The sequence below is a fragment of the gamma proteobacterium symbiont of Lampromicra miyakona genome (genome assembly GCF_059730895.1).
The window spans coordinates 62,883-79,262 of record NZ_AP035933.1 but is presented as its reverse complement, the minus strand read 5'-3'; the positions used below and the strand labels follow the sequence as shown (position 1 = coordinate 79,262).

The window sequence follows — 16,380 nt, the reverse complement described above, 5'->3', positions numbered from 1 at the left end:
GCGCTTTGCCGCCAATAGCAGCAGCGGCCAGCGGGTGAAGTTCGCTGCCGCTGTGCGTGTTTTTAGCTTACAGCGCCTTGCAAACGGAACTGGCTGACCAGCCGCTGCAGCATGAATGCCTGCTCTTCCAGCGCCTGTGCGGAATGGGATGACGCGCTGACCAGCGACGCATTTTGCTGGGTAGTACCGTCCAGCTCACCTACCGCGCGCGCGATTTGCTCAATGCCGCGGCTCTGCTCATCAGAAGCAGCCGAGATCTCCGCCATGATTTCATTTACGCGTGCGATGCTACTGACAATCTGCTCCATCGTTTCACCCGCGCGCGCCACCTGCTGATGGCCGTTGCTGATTCGTCCCACCGATTCGCCAATCAGTCGTTCAATATCTTTCGCGGCTCCGGCACTGCGCTGGGCCAGATTACGCACTTCGCTGGCGACCACGGCAAAGCCTCGCCCCTGCTCGCCGGCGCGGGCGGCTTCAACCGCCGCGTTGAGTGCCAGGATGTTGGTCTGGAAGGCGATGCTGTTGATCACCGCAGTAATCTCGGCAATTTTCTTTGAACTATCAGAAATCTCGCCCATGGTGCTGACGACGTTGTGCACCGCAATACCGCCCTGACTGGCGTTATGCGTCGCTTCCGCCGCGATCTGGCTGGCGAGACGCGCATTGCTGGCATTATTTTTCACCGTGGCGGTCAGCTGCTCCATGCTGGCAGCGGTTTCCACCACCGCAGCCGATTGCTGGGCGGTGCGCGACGACAACTCGAGGTTGCCCTGATGTATGGTGCTGGCAGCCTGCGACACATTGCTGACGCTGTGCAGCACCTCGCCAATCATACCGCGCAATCGCGCATTCATGCGTCCCATGGCAGAGGTGAGCTGGCCGAGCTCATCCTGGCGATTAGTGACAAACTGCGAGCTGAGGTCGCCGCTGGCAATGCGTTCCGCCAGCGCGAGGTTGTGAAACACCGGGCGCGTAATCTGCCGGATGATGGTCCAGGCCACCAGCACGCCCAGCACTATCGCCAGGCTGCCAATCAGCAGCGAGAGCGCCGCTGACCCGTTAGCCAGTTCATCGTTACGCGCCTTAACCAGTGCGATGATCTGTTTGATCGCCGCGCTGCTGTTATCGCCCGCCACTTTGACGGTGTTTTCCGCGCCGCGCAGCTGGCCGTAAATCGCTGCCGCCTGCAGGCTCAGATCTTTAAAACGTTCGGTATCCTGCCATAGCGCACTAAATCCGCCCTGCTGCTCCGCTGGCAGCTGAGTCAGTAGCGCGTCCAGGTCCTGCCCGGCGCGCTGAAAATCATGTTCCAGTTTATTGCGCAGTGCCTCGCTGACGTTGAAGCGCAGCGCCCAGGCCTCTTCGCGCACATTACTGATAGCAAACAGCAGCTGATATATCTGGTTGGTGACTTCGGGTGTGCTGACGGGGGTCCGGATTAGCCCGGTATAGCGCGACGTCATGTCCTGCTGGCTCAGCGCGTCCAGCTGGCTGCGCAGATCGTTGAGCTGTCGGGTTGCCTGTGTCATGGCGGTGATGCTGTGCTGGAAACGGGCAAGATGGCTGGCGACATCGTTGAGCAACCCTCTGGCGTCCGCCGTCCACGGCAACTGCTGGGCCTGCTGCGTCAGTTGCTGAGCGTGCGTGACGTAATCCGTCATGGTGTCGCCCGCTTTGTCCTCGCCATACAGATATTTAAGACGATTGATTTTGGCCTGAAAGACTTCAATGTTGATGTCATAAATCAGATTGGTTTTCTGATAGATGTCGTGAATCTGATTGAATCGTTGCACGCTGAGCGCTGTGGCCAGCGCCACCAGCAGCAGGACGGTGCCGAAGCCCGCCGCCAGCTTGCGCGTGATGCGCACATTCCGTAATCGGGAGACCAGTCCCATGTCTCGCTCCTGTCATTGTTGTTTTTGTTGAGTTTGCAGAAGGAGTTATCGGACCGTAACGGGAATTGTTTACTGTTGCGGGGCGAAAATGTGCTGTGTCATAAAAGCGGTCGTGCCAGAGTAGCCTATTCATAGCAAAGCCGGCGATTTCAGCCTGAAATCGCCGGCCATGGCTGGGCAATTACCAGCGAGTCGCCAGCATATCAATGACGAAACGGTACTTCACCTCGCCCTTTAGCATACGCGCGAAGGCCGTTTCGATCTCTTCACCGGCGATCAGCTCAATATCTGCCGTGATGTTATGCTCGCCGCAGAAATCCAGCATCTCCTGAGTCTCTTTGATGCTACCGATGGATGAACCGCTGATGCTCAGACGGCGAAACACCAGCGGCGTGACGTTCGGCGACTGATGCGGTTGGTCAGGAATGCCGACCAGCACCAGACGGCCATTGGTCTTTAGCGTCGCGAGGTAAGGATCGAGATCGTGCGGTGCCGCCACGCAGTCAATGATGAAATCAAGCGAGGTCTGGCATGCCGCCATCTGCGCGGCATCACGCGACACCACCACGCGCGTCGCACCAAGACGACGTGCGTCAGCGCCTTTTTCCGGCGAGGTAGTAAACAGGGTAACCTCAGCGCCCAGCGCGCTGGCCAGTTTTACCGCCATGTGGCCCAAACCACCCAGCCCCACTACCCCGACGTTATCACCGGCTTTGACGCCAAAATGGCGCAGCGGTGACCACACCGTCACGCCCGCACACAGCAGCGGTGCCACGCCCGCCAGCGCCAGATTTTGCGGGATCGACACGACAAAATGCTGATCGACCACCACATTCTGCGCGTAGCCGCCCCAGGTGCTGTCGCCGGTGTATTTATCGATGCCGTTGTAAGTGGCGGTGAAGCCCGCTTCGCAGTACTGCTCTTCCTGCTGCTGGCAGAAGTGGCAGGCACGGCAGGAATCCACCATCACGCCCACACCGACCACATCACCGGCTTTGAAGCGCGTAACCTGAGTTCCGGTCTCCAGCACGCGTCCAACGATCTCGTGGCCCGGCACCAGCGGATAACGACTGACCGCCCACTCATTGCGTGCCATGTGCAAATCGGAATGGCATACGCCGCAGTAAAGAATTTCAATTTTTACGTCCTGCTGCTGCAGCGGACGCAAAGTAATCTGGCCGGCAGCGAGCGGTTGCGCTGCATCCTGTGCCACCAGTGCGTTAATTTTCATGATGCCTTCCTCAAATTCTGATGTGGGCTGAATGAAGGCGGCAGACTATAATCAACGCGGTGCAGAATTGATAGTAGTCACCATTTGGTGACCATAAAGGAGAGTGCGATGCCAGCCTGGGTTGATGGCAAACTGGTTTTCTATGCGGATTCGCCACCGCGCCGTCTGATGGATCTGTTTTCGGTGAAATGGAGCACGATGGTGCTGCACGCGTTGTATCACTGGCCGGGACAGCGCGCCCGTACCGGTGAACTGCAGCGTAGCCTGCAGGGGATTTCGAAAAAAATGCTGTTTCAGACACTGAAAGAGCTGGAGCAGCGCGGCTTAATTGCACGTCAGGTCTACGAAGTGATTCCACCGAAAGTGGATTACCGGCTGACCGCGCTGGGGATGACCTTCGCCCGGCCAATTGAGCAGATGTATCAGTGGGGATTAGAAAACCAGGCGGCACTGGATGAGATAGAAGCTAACCTTCGCGCAGCAGGCGGCACGCCGGCGGAAAACGCCCGCCCTGCAGCGTCATCCGCCAGTGAATAACCACGCGCGGGTCGCATACTGTTCGTCGCGGCGCGATTTATCACACATTAAATAGCGCCGCGGTTCGTGGATCGATCCAGTGACCGTTAACCAAACGGCGTTTCGCGTGCCAGCAGACGGGCGATGACGTTGAGAGCGCCCTCGTCGTTATTACTTTCCGTCCGATAACGCGCGACGGCTGCCACCGGTGCAGCGGCGTTGGCCATGGCAAAGCTGTAACAGGCCTGGCGCAGCATTTCGATATCGTTGGCGCTGTCGCCAATCGCCAGCACTTCACAATCATCAATGCCCCACTTCTCCTGCAGCAGCGCGATGCCGTGCGCCTTATGACAGCCGGGAATGATTAAATCGACAAAGCCAAATCCGCTTGAGACCGGATGCATGATGTTTTCAATCGCGTTCAGTTCGCTGTGCAGACGTGCCAGCAGCGCCTCGACACCTTCGTGTGCCAGATTCAGCGAAAACTTGAAAATGGTATCGTCGATATCGTACAGGCTGTCGCGCTTCTCCAGCCGGCGATAGTGATTGGCCAGCATGGCGACCACCTCATCCGGCATTGACTTGTGCACATAGGCTCCGTTGCGACCGCACACCACGGTGCTGATCTCCGGTTCTTTGGCGAGAATATCCAGCACCTGATGAACACGTTCCGGCGCCAGTTCACCGCAGAAAATTTCTTCGTTGCTGTCGGATACCCAGGCACCGTTTTCAGCCACGAAGGCGATCTCATCTTTGATAGCGGGAAAATAGTGCTGCAACTGATAATACTGATTGCCGCTGGCGACCACGAAACGGATGCCTTTCTCCTTCAGCAGCGCGTACTGGCGCGCAAAACGCTGCGCGTTGTACTGCTTATTGTCATCGAGAAATGTCCCATCCATATCCACCGCAATCATTTTTACTGCCATCATGCTCTCCCGTCTCTGTGTGCCGTCAATCCATCCGGCTTTACCAAGGTTTTATCAAGCTTACTCGCGGTGTGGATTAATGAGAATGTGAATAATGAGTTTGTTAACCGCTTTCAGAGATTTCCAGCCCATTTTTTACTGCAATTCGGCCCCTTTTTCTCTGATCCAGGCACAAAACATGTCTGCCATATCGCGTGCGTAAACCTGAATTTCTGCTGCGCTGCGCGGCGATTCGGAAAAATGCTTGCCGACGTCACCCAGCGTACTGTTGATTAAATCCGCCGCCCGCGCCACCTCAGCTGCGTCCCGCTGCGGCAGCAGCTGTTGCAGAAATTCGCACATCACATTCTCGCCATTGGCGCGCGCGGCCTGCACTTCCGGCGCATCCCGGTAAAGCGGCGCGGCATCATTCAGTGCGGTGCGCATCGCCGCCTCTTCACACTCCGAGTGCAGGAACGCCCAGGTCAGCTGATGCAAGCGCTGACGCGGCGTGGATGCGCTGTCGCGCAGAATCGAACCCAGCAGATCGCCGGTTCGCTGCCACTCTTCGCTCTGCAGCCGGAAAAGGATAGCGGCCTTGTTGGGAAAATACTGGTACAGCGATCCAATACTGACGCCCGCCCGTTCGGCCACGCGGGCAGTGGTAAAGCGCGTGGCGCCCTCCTGCTCCAGAACCTGAGTCGCCGCCTGCAAAATGGCTGCCACCAGCTCACTGGATCGCGCCTGCTGCGGCTTTTTTCTTTCAGAAATCTTAGCGTTACGTTGTGCGGCCATCGTCTGCTCCTGAACGCGAATAGTGAAATGCGAGTAATTCATCGTATTCTGTTCCTGACGCAAAATCCATCTTCTGATGCAGGAACCCCGATGATGAACACCCTGACTTCCGCGCCGCTGGCACCGCTGCTTAACTATCTGTTTGAGCTGGCGGATAACATGGCGCATCCCACCAATGAAGCGTTTCGCGTGATGTCCGATGAGGAGCAAACGCGTCTGCTGCGGAGCAAAACCGATTACCGCGAACTTTACGGTCATTTAAAAGATGTGCCGCTGGCGGTCTCGCGGGAAACCGGCAAACTGCTGTATATGCTGGCGCGCAGCAGCCGGGCGCAGCATATCGTTGAGTTTGGCACTTCGTTTGGTCTCTCCACCCTGCACCTGGCGGCGGCGGTGCGCGATAACGGCGGCGGCCGCATCATCACCAGCGAGTTTGAACCGGGCAAAGTGGCGCTGGCGCGCAATCATTTTGCCGATGCTGGCGTCAGTGACCTGATTGAAATTCGCGTGGGCGATGCGCTGGACACGCTGAGTCAGGACCTGCCAGCCAGCGTTGATATGCTGGTGCTGGATGGCGCGAAGGCGATCTATCCGGAGATTCTGCAGCTGGTGCAGCCCTGGTTGCGTCCGGGTGCCCTGATTGTGGCCGATGATGCCGATTTCAGCCCGGAGTATCTGGAAATGGTGCACGGCAGCCGCCTCTATACCTCGCTGCCGTTTGCTGATGGCGTCGAAGTTTCAATGTGGCTGGGATCGCCGCATCAAGGCGCTTAACAGCGCCACATTTATGTTATATCGTTACAATCCCGTGCTCTGATTGAGGTTGCTGCGATGAAGGTTACCGTTCCACTGTTAGTGATTGCTTTTGCTTCGGCGAAAGCGGGAGCATTTCAGGCGAAAATCGATCCATTGAAGCTGGCGCTGAAACCGGCTAACGCACTTGCCAGCACCGATCAGGCGCAGCCGCTGGCGATTGCCGAAGCGCATGCGCGCCTGGCGGCGGCGGTGAGCGGCTGTCAGTGTCCGTTCTGCACCCAGATGCGGCTGATGAATAGCGGGTTATGATGATAGGTTCGTCGCCGCACAGCCCGCTGCGCGGCGACGCATCAGTCAAACCATGGCTGGAACGGATCCGGCAACTGTGTCCAGCCGTCTGGCCCCAGCGACATTTCCTCATCGGTCAGTAACGCATGGTGCAGCTGCTGACGCAGCACGGTTTCATCCATATCGATACCGATGATCACCATCTCCTGCCGCGCATCCCCCGTGCCTTCATGCCAGTTTTCGCGGATGTAATGCAGCGTGTCTGCGTCCTGCGGCCAGCGATCTTCAGGCACGCAGGCCCACCACATCCCGGCCAGCCCCTGTCGCGTAACGCCGCCGGCCTGCGACCAGGATCCGGCGTGACGCGGGCGGGTTGCCAGCCAGAAATATCCTTTCGACCGCACCACGCCCTGCATGTGCTGCGTAATCACCTGGTAAAAACGCTGCGGATGGAAGGGACGACGCGCGCGGAAAACAAAGCTGCGGATGCCGTACTCTTCAGTTTCAGGCGTGTGCTCGCCGCGCAACTCTTTCAGCCAGCCGGGGGCCTGTGCCGCAGCATCGAAGTCAAACAGGCCGGTATTCAGCACCTGATCAAGCGCCACCTGACCAAACTGCGCGCGAATAATCCGCGCACGGGGATTGAGCGAGTGCAGAATCGCGGTCAACCGTGCCTGCTCCGCCGCATCAATCAGGTCGGTTTTGTTGAGAATCAGCACATCGCAGAATTCAATCTGATCGATCAGCAAATCGACCACCGTGCGCTCATCCTCCTCGCCGAGCGATTCGCCGCGCGAGCGGACGCTTTCACTGGAATCATAGTCACGCAGGAAATTGTAGCCATCCACCACGGTCACCATGGTATCCAGCGCCGCCACAGCGGACAGGCTTTGCCCCTCTTCATCGGCAAACGTAAAGGTTTCCGCCACCGGCAGCGGCTCAGAGATGCCGGTCGATTCAATCACCAGATGATCAAAACGCCCCTCTTTCGCCAGCCGGTTGACCTCCAGCAGTAAATCTTCGCGCAGCGTGCAGCAGATGCAGCCGTTGCTCATTTCCACCAGCTTCTCGTCGGTACGTGACAACGCCGCCCCGCCCTCGCGCACCAGCGCGGCATCAATATTCACTTCCGACATATCGTTGACGATCACCGCCACGCGGCGGCCTTCGCGGTTGTTGAGAATATGGTTAAGCAAAGTGGTTTTTCCGGCGCCGAGAAAGCCAGAGAGTACGGTGACCGGCAGCCGCCTGAAGCCGCCGTTTGTGGATAAAGCTGACATAATCTCTCCTGAATAATGACATCACGCGCACCTGAAGGGGTGCTGATATTGATATGTTATAACATAACAATATGCAGTGTCATGATCGTCGTGCACTTTTTGTGGGGATTTTGCCTTTCAGGGAAAGCGAACAGCGGGCCGGGCGCCCGCTGCGGGCAATTACTGGTTGTCCGGATAGCTCAGTTCGATGGCATCGTCCGGCAGTTGAGTGAAGGTTTTCACGAGGGTATGGAAATCCGCCACCGGTTTGAGATCGGCAAACTTCTGCGGATAGAGATCCTTCGCCAGGATTTCCATGCCGATAATGTTGTACGGGTGATTGTAGAAGTGATGATACACCCCATACACGCGCCCCTGCTTCACCGGCGCGATTTGCGCCAGGCCGGTACGCTGCAATAACGTCTGGAACGTGGCACGTACTTCCTGCGGCTGCACGCCGTAACCAAACGGCAGCACGTTGCTGTTTGGCCGCTTTGAACCGGTCATGATGTAAACATCCGGTTTCATGGCGATGATTTTTTCCAGCGCGACAAAGCCGGCATTGCCTGGCAGCAGTGCCGAACCAATATTTTTGCCGCCGACCGCTTCTACCAGCCCACCCCAGCCATTATGGCTGTGGGTAAAGCAGCAGTTATCGCTGTTACCGGCAATGGGTTCGATAAATACCGTGGGTTTGTTTTTGACCTTCGCAACGGCTTGCGTGATGCGGTCGAAGCGCTGCTGGTAAAAATCGGTGTAGGCTTTGGCTTCGCTTTCGCGGTTCAGCACTTTGCCCAGCAGCGTGACGCTCGGGGCGGTGTTTTGTGCCGGATGCAGTTCATAATCGACGAACAGCACCGGGATGTGCAGGTTGTTCAGCGTGCTCAGCACGCCGGATTGTTCCAGCGCCGGCTTAGCGCGCAGCTGCGCAATCATCAGATCCGGTTTCTGCGCCAGCACGCTTTCCAGATTAACCTGGCCCTGATCGCTGAAACCCATATCGACAATTTTTGTCGCTTCAGGCCAGCGGCGCTTTAGCATATCCCAGGTTTGCGTATCCTGCTTTTTCGGCAGATTGTTCCAGGCCACGACACGTTTAAACGGATTGTCGCGATCGAGCAGCGCCAGCGTCAACACATCGCGGCCATCCTGCAGAATGATGTGCTGCGGTTCTTTGCTGATTGTTTGCGTGTGACCATCCATGTCGGTGACGGTGAGCGGATAGTCAGTCGCGCAGGCTGCGGTTGAGACCAGAATCCCCATTGCCAGTAACAGGCGCGTTTTCATGCCAAAACTCCGTGGTAAAAGAAATAGTTATTATTATCAATTACCTTAACACAACCTTAATCACGGCAAAATAAACCCGACGGCACGCGGTTGTAAGCGAATAATACGGCGCCGGGAGCCCGCCGCATTCCGCTGTGGCGAAGCAACGGCTCAGGTGAAATCAGACAATTTTTGCCCGGACGCGATCAGCTCCTGCAACAGCATCTGTCGGCGTTCCGCCGGGGTATCACGGCTGACCATAAAGCAGATCGCCGCAACCGCCTGGCCGCTGCGCGAGCGAATCGGTGCAGCCATACAGCAGGTAAAGCTTTCGGACAGACCTTCGGTCATGCAGTAGCCCAGCTGGCCGGCACGGTGAATCTCTTCAAGGAAGGTCTGCTTATCGAGAATCTGACCGCTGGCCAGCCGATAATCCTCCTCCGGAATCAGGTCGAGAATGGCGCTGTCCGACCAGTTACTCAGCAGCAAACGACCGGTCGCCGTCCAGGTGATCGGCACGCGCACACCGATATCAGAGGTGATTTTAAACGGATGGGCGTTGCTCTCCGACAGCACCACGGTGTATTTGTTACCTTCCAGCATACACAGCTGGACGGTTTCGCCATGACGCGCCACGATCTCAACCATAAGCTGATGTGCACGACGGATTAGATCGTTGTGGGCCATGTAGTCCGCACCGTAATAGTGCATTTCACGACCGAAAAATACGGCACCTTCCGCATCAAGCTCAACCAGACCCGCTTCACTCAGCAAACTGACCAGTTCATAAATACTGGAGCGCGGTGCACCGGTCGCTTCGATTAAATCCCGCATCGCCATAGGCTGACGCGCGATATGCAGCTGGCGAAAAATATCAATAACCCGGTCAACACCGCGTGCCCGGGACGTTTTTTCATCCGGCATACGCTCACTCCCCTGTCGTTATGGTGCTACTCATCTGCGTTTAAAAAGAGCTGCATGATACACCCGGAAAAAGAAATTACCCATCCCCGCCATAATAAAAATCTTTCCGGCGACTTTATTTATCATGCGCTATTTTCGGGCCCCATTATGGCGCATAAAAAAGATGAGCTTCGCCGTCAAATTCGATAGCGGTCACATTTTCATTCAAAAAAATCAGGCACTGGATTTTATTTTGCGATCGCACCAGCACGGCAAAAAATTAATTGCCGATTGCCATATTGCAAAAAAGCAACAGCTGTGCAAATCTCGTCCTATCCGGTATTGCAGATAGCAGTCTGGTATATCAGACAGAAACAGAAGTGTGCAAAGGAGCAGAAAGACATGACGATCAAACGTTATGGCATTGAGGGCGGTACCGGTACCGGCGGGCAAAAATTGCCGTTCGCCCGCGCCGTTGAGGCCGATGGCTGGCTGTATATCTCAGGCCAGACGCCGATGCGCGACGGCGAAGTAGTAGAGGGCGGCATCATCGAACAGACACAGTTAGCGTTCGACAACTGCCTCACCATCATGCGCGAAGCGGGTTATCGCGTGGAGGATGTGGTCCATGTGACGGCGGTGTTGACCGACGCGCGTTATTTCAGTTCTTTCAACAAAGTATTCAGTGAGATATTCAGTGGTCATCCACCGGCGCGTATTTGTAGCGTGCAGGATTTAGTGGTCGACTGCAAAGTCGAAGTGGACATGAAATGTTTCCGCGCCGATCGTAAATAAGTAATACCGTTCAACCAGGCTGCGATGTTCATTTTCTTCGCCAACACCAGGCCAGCCTGATATTAATTAGTGCATTTGCTTTTTCAAAAAAATAACCCGAAATACGCGGTGCGGCCGCTGCGCTGGCTATCGTCTATTAAACGGGTGATGCGGAATAACGCCGTCTCGTCAAACATTTAAAGAGAGCATAAAGATGAATGCAACATCGCTGAAATTAAGTGCCAAAACCGTGGCCGGTGCGCTGGTCTTGCTGGCGATAGCAGGCTGTACGCCCACCGAAGAGAAAAAAGAGGCTGGCGCTGCGCCACAGTCGGCGCTGCAAACCGTGCTGCAGCGCGGCACATTGCGCGTCGGTGACTGCCTGAGCTTCGCACCGTTCGGTTTTTATGACAAAGACGGCAACCCGGATGGTTACGACGTTGACCTGGCGAAAGCGCTGGCCAAAGAGATGGGCGTGAAGCTGGAAATGGTCAACACCACCAGCGCCAACCGCATCCCTAATCTGCAAACCAACAAAGTCGATGTGGTGTTTTGTAACTTCACCCGCAATCTGGAACGTGCCAAAGAGATTGGCTTCACCCATCCGTACGTAGTAGCCAGTGAGGCAATGCTGGTGCGCAAAAACAGCGGCATTCAGTCTGCGCATGACATGGCCGGCAAAACCATTGCCACGGTGAAAGGCTCGACCAATGGCGACGAAGTGCGCAACCTCGGCATCGACGTGAAAATTCAGGAGTACGACTCATCTCAGGCGGCGATTCTGGCCGTCAAACAGGGCCAGGCCGATGCGATGATCGAGGATAACAACTTCCTCGCTTACCAGGCGAAGCTCGATCCGTCACTGGCCGTAACTAACGAAGCGCTGGTACCACTGGAGTACAACGCCTTTGGGGTGAAACAGGGCGACCAGGTATGGACCAATTACCTCAACGAATTCCTGTTTGAAATCAACGCATCCGGTGAGAACGCCCAGCTGTATGAGAAATGGTTCGGCAGCAAACCACGTTATCCGCTGAATCCGCAATACTGATTGTCCGCCCACGGCGCAGTCGCACAGGCTGCGCCGCCTGAAGGAGTCATACCATGAGTTATCAATGGCTAACCCTGTGGCGTTACGCCGACACCTTTCTGGAGGCCGCGTGGCTCACGCTGCAGGTTACCCTGCTGGCGTTCGCGCTGGCGGTGGCGCTCGGTCTGCTGGCCGCGCTGGCGAAATCTTCACCGCTGGCGCCGCTGCGCTGGATCAGCCACTGTTATGTTGAATTCATCCGCAATACGCCGGTGCTGCTGCAAATTTTTATCATCTTTTTTGGCCTGCCGTCGCTCGGTATCACCATGAGCGCTTTTACCGCCGGGGTGCTGGCACTGGGGATTAACGTTGGTGCCTATTTGTCGGAAACCTTCCGCGCCGGTATTCAGTCCGTGGCGAAGGGGCAGCTGGAAGCGGCATATATCCTCGGCATTCCGCGTCACCAGATTTTTCTCAGCGTGGTGCTGCCCCAGGCGGCTCGCGCCGTCTGGCCGGCGATCATCAATAACCTGATTCAGCTGCTGCTCGGTACGTCGCTGCTCTCGGCGATCGCCCTTCCGGAGCTGACCGGTACCGCCACGGTAATTAACGCGCGCACCCTGCTTTATATCCAGACTTTCAGCGTCGTTGCCCTGGTGTATCTGGTGCTGAGTAACCTGTTTTCATGGCTTGGCACCGTAGCCGGACGCCGGCTGTTCCACCCGCCGCTGGTGACGCCGGTAAAAAAGTCCGGCTGGCGGTGGGCAAAAAAATGGCTGATTAATCCAGTGAAACGGGAGAATGCGCTATGAGTGAACTCATCATCAGCTCGCTGCCAATCCTGCTGAAAGGGCTGGTCATCACCTTACTGCTGTCCATCGCCGCTATCGCCGGCAGCACCCTGCTCGGTTTACTCGCCGCGGTGCTTCGCACCAGTCGTCTGCCGATCGCCAGAGAGATTGCCGTGCTGTACACCGAGCTGTTTCGCGGCACGCCGGTGCTGATCACCCTGATGTTCATTTACTTCGGCGTGGCCTATTTTGGCTATGAAATCAATTTGTTCGCCGCCGGCATTCTGGGCCTGAGCATTTATCAGGGCGCTTACATTGCTGAAGTGTTCCGGGCCGGCATTGAAGCCGTGCCGAAAGGGCAGTGGGAAGTGTCGTGGATTCTCGGATTATCAAAACGCCAGACGTTTCTCAGCGTAGTGCTGCCACAAACGCGCGGCATCGTACTGCCGCCGCTGGTGGGCCAGTATCTTTCGCTAATCAAAGATACGTCGATTGTCAGCATGATCGGCATGTCGGAGCTGATGCACCAGGGGCAGGCGATTGTCGATCGCATTGGCCAGCCGGTGGTGGTTTACGGCCTGGTCGCCCTGCTCTACTTCGCTGTCTGCTTTCCACTTTCCCGTTGGGTTCAACATCATCAAACCAGGAGCCAGTTATCATGAGCAAATCCGCCATTACGCTGAGCCGTATTACCAAATCCTTTGGCGCAACCCAGGTACTGAAAGAGATCAGCCTGGACGTGTCGCCGGGCGAAGTGCTGGTGCTGATTGGCGCCTCCGGCTCGGGAAAAAGTACCGTGCTGCGCATTATGAGTGGTCTGGAAACCGCCGACGGCGGCGAAATCTGGGTCAATGAAGTACCGCTGCACGACCGTAAACGCAGCAGTGAAATTTGCGGCCACGTCGGCATGGTGTTTCAGCAGTTCAACCTGTTTCCGCATAAAACCGCACTCGGCAACGTGACGCTGGCGCTGATTAAAGCGCAGAAGCTGTCCGAAGCGGAAGCGAACAAACGCGGCATGGCGGCGCTGACGCGCGTTGGCCTGGCGGAGCGTGCGCATCACTATCCGGCTCAGCTGTCCGGCGGGCAGCAACAGCGTGTGGCGATTGCCCGCGCGCTGGCGGTCGAGCCGAAAATCATGTTCTTCGATGAAGCCACCTCCGCGCTCGATCCCGAACTGGTTGGTGAAGTGATGGAAGTGATGCGCAGTCTGGCACGGGAAGGCATGACCATGGTGGTGGTGACGCATGAGATGGGCTTTGCGCGTAAAACCGCCGATCGCGTGGTGTTTATGGACCAGGGGGTGATCGCCGAACAGGGTTCGCCGGAGCAGATTTTCGTTAATCCGCAGAATCCGCGCACCCAGCAGTTTTTATCGCGCGTGCTTGAACACTAACAGGAGGCAGGATGTCGATTCACTTCCCTTTGCAGGCCGACGGCGCGCTGGATGCGCTGCAGCCTGCGCCGCGGTTTAAATCGGTGGCCGGAACGGGCAATCAGCCGCTGGCTAACGGCACGCCGGTGTTTAACAGCCCTGAAGTTTTCTCACCGCTGATGCTGATGAAACAATCGGCGCTGGAGAATAACCTGCGGCAACTGGCGGCGTTCTGCCAGGAAAACGGCGTGATGCTGGCCGCGCACGGCAAAACCTCGATGTCGCCGGCGATTCTGCGCCGTGCCGTCAGTGAAGGCGGCGCCTGGGGCCTGAGCGCAGCGACGCCGGCCCAGGTGCGCGCGCTGCGCCAGTTTGGCATCCGCAACGTGTTTCTCGCCAATGAACTGGTCGATCCCGCCGGGATCCGCTGGATTGGCCAGTGGCAACAGCAGCATCCCGACCACGGCTTTCTCTGTTATGTGGATTCGCTGCAGGGCGTAAAACTGCTTGAGCAGCATCTCGGCGGCGCACAGATCGCCGTGCTGCTGGAGATGTCGGTCAGCGGCGGCCGCACCGGCTGTCGCTCGCCGCAGGCTGCGCTGGAAATCGCCCAGGCAATCTATGACAGCCGCTCGCTGCAGCTGGTGGGGGTGGCCGGTTATGAAGGTGCGCTGGGTGCCGGACGCAATGCCGCAGGCGTGCAGCGCGTGAAAGATTACTGCGAGATGATGATCGCGACCGCCGCGCTGCTGGCTGAACACCAGCTGTTTGCCAGCGGAGAAATTATTCTCAGCGCCGGCGGTGGCGCGTGGTTCGATGTGGTCGCGGCCTGCTTCAGCGCGGCACAGTTGCCGCTGCCGGTCACGCCGCTGATTCGATCCGGTGCGTACATGGCACATGACAGCGGCTTGTATGCACGCATTGCCCCCTTTGCGCAGCCGGGTGCAACGCACCATTTCAGCGCCGCACTGGAGATCTGGGGCCGCGTGTTATCGCGTCCGGAGCCGGGGCTGGCCTTTGTCGATTTCGGCCGGCGCGATGTGCCGTTCGATCAGGATCTGCCCAATCCGCTGTGGATTCGTCAGGTGGACGGCAGCGCACCGCGCGCGGCCACGCATTTGCGCATCACCGACGTCAACGATCAGCACGCTTATTTGCAGTTACCGGCGGACGATCCGCTGCAACCGGGCGACTGGATTGGCTGCGGCATTTCCCATCCCTGTACCGCATTTGATAAGTGGCGCTATTTACCGTTGGTGGATGATGACTATTGCGTCACCGATTCACTGGAAACAGCGTTCTGACGCTTTTTCAGCCACAAAAAAGGCTGCCAATACTGGCAGCCAGTTCTGGCACATCCCTGTGCGACCATGCGGGTCGGCGTTGTGCCTTCAATGAACACATAATAACACAGCTTATAATTAGCAGGCTAGTTATTTGTTGCCAGCGCCAGCTTCACCGCGTCCTGCGCATGGATTAATGTGGTATCGAACAGCGGCACCGCCGCATCCTCCGCTTTAACCAGCAGCGTGATTTCGGTACAGCCAAGGATAATGGCTTCAGCCCCTTGTGCCACCAGCTGAGCAATGATGTCACGGTACTGCGCGCGTGATTCTTCACGGATCACGCCAAGGCACAGCTCCTGATAAATAATGTCGTGCACCGTTTTACGTCCGGTAGCGTCCGGTACCAGCACCTCGATGTCATATTGCTGCTCAAGGCGCCCTTTATAGAATTCCTGCTCCATGGTGAACGCGGTCGCCAGCAGACCGACGCGTTTCACGCCGGCCTGACGAATGCGTTGTGCCGTGGCGTCAGCGATATGCAGCAGCGGAATGCGGGTGGCCGTGATGATCTGATCGGCGACTTTGTGCATGGTGTTGGTGCACAGCACAATGAAATCCGCCCCGCCCTTCTCCAGGCTACGGGCGGCTTCGGCCAGGATTTCACCGGCCTGCTGCCATTCACCGGCGACCTGCAATTTCTCAATCTGCTGAAAATCGACGCTGTACATCAGGCTGCGCGCCGAGTGCAATCCGCCCAGCTGCTGCTTTACCTGTTCATTGATGATGCGGTAATAGAGCGCGGTGGATTCCCAGCTCATGCCGCCAATCAGGCCAATCATTTTCATCAGTTACCGTTCCCCACGGAAATTAGCTCGTCTGGCACTGTACGGTATTCAATGAAGGCATGAAAGCGTCGCGGCGCTGAACCGCATCGCAGGCACAAAAAAGCCCGGGATAACCCGGGCTAAGCACGTTAACGGAGAAAGGGATTGTTATTATTTGTACAGCTCAGCAGTCATGTCCACGCCGTTGTCTGCGCGGGCGCTGGTGATTTTGTAGCTGTCTGCACCACTCGCTTTAGCCTGAGCGGCAACCTGGGCTTCAGCACTATCCAGGGTGCTGCCGTGAACGGAGATGCTTTCAGCGGCGAAGCTACCGAAAGAGATCATAGAAAGAGCAGCAACAGCAGCGATGGTCAGAGTTTTTACGTTTTTCATGGTCATATTCCTTCAATGTTTGGGTCAGAGCTGAATGCTCTGCATGGGAGTTATAGTAACCATTGTTATTATTACCGACCTAACAAA

The 16,380-nt window shown here is 56.9% G+C and carries 18 protein-coding genes; 9 read left to right on the top strand and 9 right to left on the bottom strand.

The genetic code is table 11. The features are described 5' to 3' along the window. Positions 1–62 precede the first annotated feature (62 nt). Both AC6I8P_RS19855 and AC6I8P_RS19850 read right to left on the bottom strand, forming a co-directional pair. Positions 63–1,898 carry a methyl-accepting chemotaxis protein gene (locus AC6I8P_RS19855; protein WP_498031276.1) on the bottom strand — a complete coding sequence of 612 codons (1,836 nt, stop codon included), beginning with the start codon at positions 1,896–1,898 and terminating at the stop codon, positions 63–65. Between the two features lie 181 nt (positions 1,899–2,079). Next, positions 2,080–3,129, bottom strand: a complete 1,050-nt coding sequence (locus AC6I8P_RS19850) for an NAD(P)-dependent alcohol dehydrogenase (protein ID WP_058758677.1) — start codon at positions 3,127–3,129, stop codon at positions 2,080–2,082. 108 nt (positions 3,130–3,237) lie between these two features. Between AC6I8P_RS19850 and AC6I8P_RS19845 the strand changes: the two genes are divergently transcribed. After that, positions 3,238–3,666: a winged helix-turn-helix transcriptional regulator gene (locus AC6I8P_RS19845; RefSeq protein ID WP_104187718.1), complete on the top strand. Its 429-nt coding sequence runs from the start codon at positions 3,238–3,240 to the stop codon at positions 3,664–3,666. 86 nt (positions 3,667–3,752) lie between these two features. Here the strand turns inward: AC6I8P_RS19845 and AC6I8P_RS19840 are convergent, their stop codons facing one another. Both AC6I8P_RS19840 and AC6I8P_RS19835 read right to left on the bottom strand, forming a co-directional pair. Continuing rightward, positions 3,753–4,574 (bottom strand): Cof-type HAD-IIB family hydrolase, encoded by an 822-nt coding sequence (locus AC6I8P_RS19840; protein WP_021508741.1) that lies wholly within the window; start codon positions 4,572–4,574, stop codon positions 3,753–3,755. Between the two features lie 135 nt (positions 4,575–4,709). Further along, positions 4,710–5,348, bottom strand: a complete 639-nt coding sequence (locus tag AC6I8P_RS19835; RefSeq protein ID WP_481658291.1) for a TetR/AcrR family transcriptional regulator — start codon at positions 5,346–5,348, stop codon at positions 4,710–4,712. Between the two features lie 93 nt (positions 5,349–5,441). Between AC6I8P_RS19835 and AC6I8P_RS19830 the strand changes: the two genes are divergently transcribed. Further along, on the top strand, positions 5,442–6,122 hold the full coding sequence (locus AC6I8P_RS19830; protein ID WP_282954579.1) for an O-methyltransferase: 681 nt from the start codon (positions 5,442–5,444) through the stop codon (positions 6,120–6,122). 57 nt (positions 6,123–6,179) lie between these two features. Then, complete coding sequence (locus tag AC6I8P_RS19825; protein ID WP_413676803.1) at positions 6,180–6,413, top strand: hypothetical protein; 234 nt, start codon at positions 6,180–6,182, stop codon at positions 6,411–6,413. A 41-nt stretch (positions 6,414–6,454) separates the two neighbouring features. On the opposite strand, the gene zigA is transcribed toward AC6I8P_RS19825, so the two are convergent. The 3 genes from zigA to AC6I8P_RS19810 form a co-directional block, all read right to left on the bottom strand. Continuing rightward, the gene (gene zigA, locus AC6I8P_RS19820; RefSeq protein ID WP_498031275.1) at positions 6,455–7,672 is read right to left on the bottom strand and encodes a zinc metallochaperone GTPase ZigA; all 1,218 of its coding nucleotides are present in this window, start codon (positions 7,670–7,672) and stop codon (positions 6,455–6,457) included. Between the two features lie 159 nt (positions 7,673–7,831). Continuing rightward, complete coding sequence (locus AC6I8P_RS19815) at positions 7,832–8,938, bottom strand: ABC transporter substrate-binding protein (RefSeq protein ID WP_498031274.1); 1,107 nt, start codon at positions 8,936–8,938, stop codon at positions 7,832–7,834. A gap of 150 nt (positions 8,939–9,088) precedes the next feature. Further along, positions 9,089–9,841 (bottom strand): IclR family transcriptional regulator, encoded by a 753-nt coding sequence (locus AC6I8P_RS19810; protein WP_010615761.1) that lies wholly within the window; start codon positions 9,839–9,841, stop codon positions 9,089–9,091. Between the two features lie 381 nt (positions 9,842–10,222). Between AC6I8P_RS19810 and AC6I8P_RS19805 the strand changes: the two genes are divergently transcribed. The 6 genes from AC6I8P_RS19805 (at position 10,223) to AC6I8P_RS19780 (ending at position 15,094) form a co-directional block, all read left to right on the top strand. Next, on the top strand, positions 10,223–10,615 hold the full coding sequence (locus tag AC6I8P_RS19805) for a RidA family protein (RefSeq protein WP_021508748.1): 393 nt from the start codon (positions 10,223–10,225) through the stop codon (positions 10,613–10,615). Between the two features lie 193 nt (positions 10,616–10,808). Continuing rightward, positions 10,809–11,645 (top strand): ABC transporter substrate-binding protein, encoded by an 837-nt coding sequence (locus AC6I8P_RS19800; RefSeq protein WP_021508749.1) that lies wholly within the window; start codon positions 10,809–10,811, stop codon positions 11,643–11,645. 53 nt (positions 11,646–11,698) lie between these two features. Then, positions 11,699–12,436, top strand: a complete 738-nt coding sequence (locus AC6I8P_RS19795; protein WP_021508750.1) for an amino acid ABC transporter permease — start codon at positions 11,699–11,701, stop codon at positions 12,434–12,436. Beyond that, complete coding sequence (locus AC6I8P_RS19790) at positions 12,433–13,077, top strand: amino acid ABC transporter permease (RefSeq protein WP_021508751.1); 645 nt, start codon at positions 12,433–12,435, stop codon at positions 13,075–13,077. Before AC6I8P_RS19795 ends, AC6I8P_RS19790 begins: the two co-directional genes overlap by 4 nt. Further along, positions 13,074–13,811: an amino acid ABC transporter ATP-binding protein gene (locus tag AC6I8P_RS19785; RefSeq protein ID WP_021508752.1), complete on the top strand. Its 738-nt coding sequence runs from the start codon at positions 13,074–13,076 to the stop codon at positions 13,809–13,811. Before AC6I8P_RS19790 ends, AC6I8P_RS19785 begins: the two co-directional genes overlap by 4 nt. An 11-nt stretch (positions 13,812–13,822) precedes the next feature. After that, positions 13,823–15,094: an alanine racemase gene (locus tag AC6I8P_RS19780; RefSeq protein WP_481658108.1), complete on the top strand. Its 1,272-nt coding sequence runs from the start codon at positions 13,823–13,825 to the stop codon at positions 15,092–15,094. Positions 15,095–15,219: 125 nt separating this feature from the next. On the opposite strand, the gene AC6I8P_RS19775 is transcribed toward AC6I8P_RS19780, so the two are convergent. Together AC6I8P_RS19775 and AC6I8P_RS19770 are read right to left on the bottom strand one after the other, a co-directional pair. Next, entirely contained in the window at positions 15,220–15,921 is a 702-nt protein-coding gene (locus tag AC6I8P_RS19775; RefSeq protein ID WP_481658107.1) for an aspartate/glutamate racemase family protein, read from the bottom strand. A 150-nt stretch (positions 15,922–16,071) separates the two neighbouring features. After that, positions 16,072–16,293: a YdgH/BhsA/McbA-like domain containing protein gene (locus tag AC6I8P_RS19770; protein WP_010615756.1), complete on the bottom strand. Its 222-nt coding sequence runs from the start codon at positions 16,291–16,293 to the stop codon at positions 16,072–16,074. Positions 16,294–16,380: the final 87 nt, after the last annotated feature.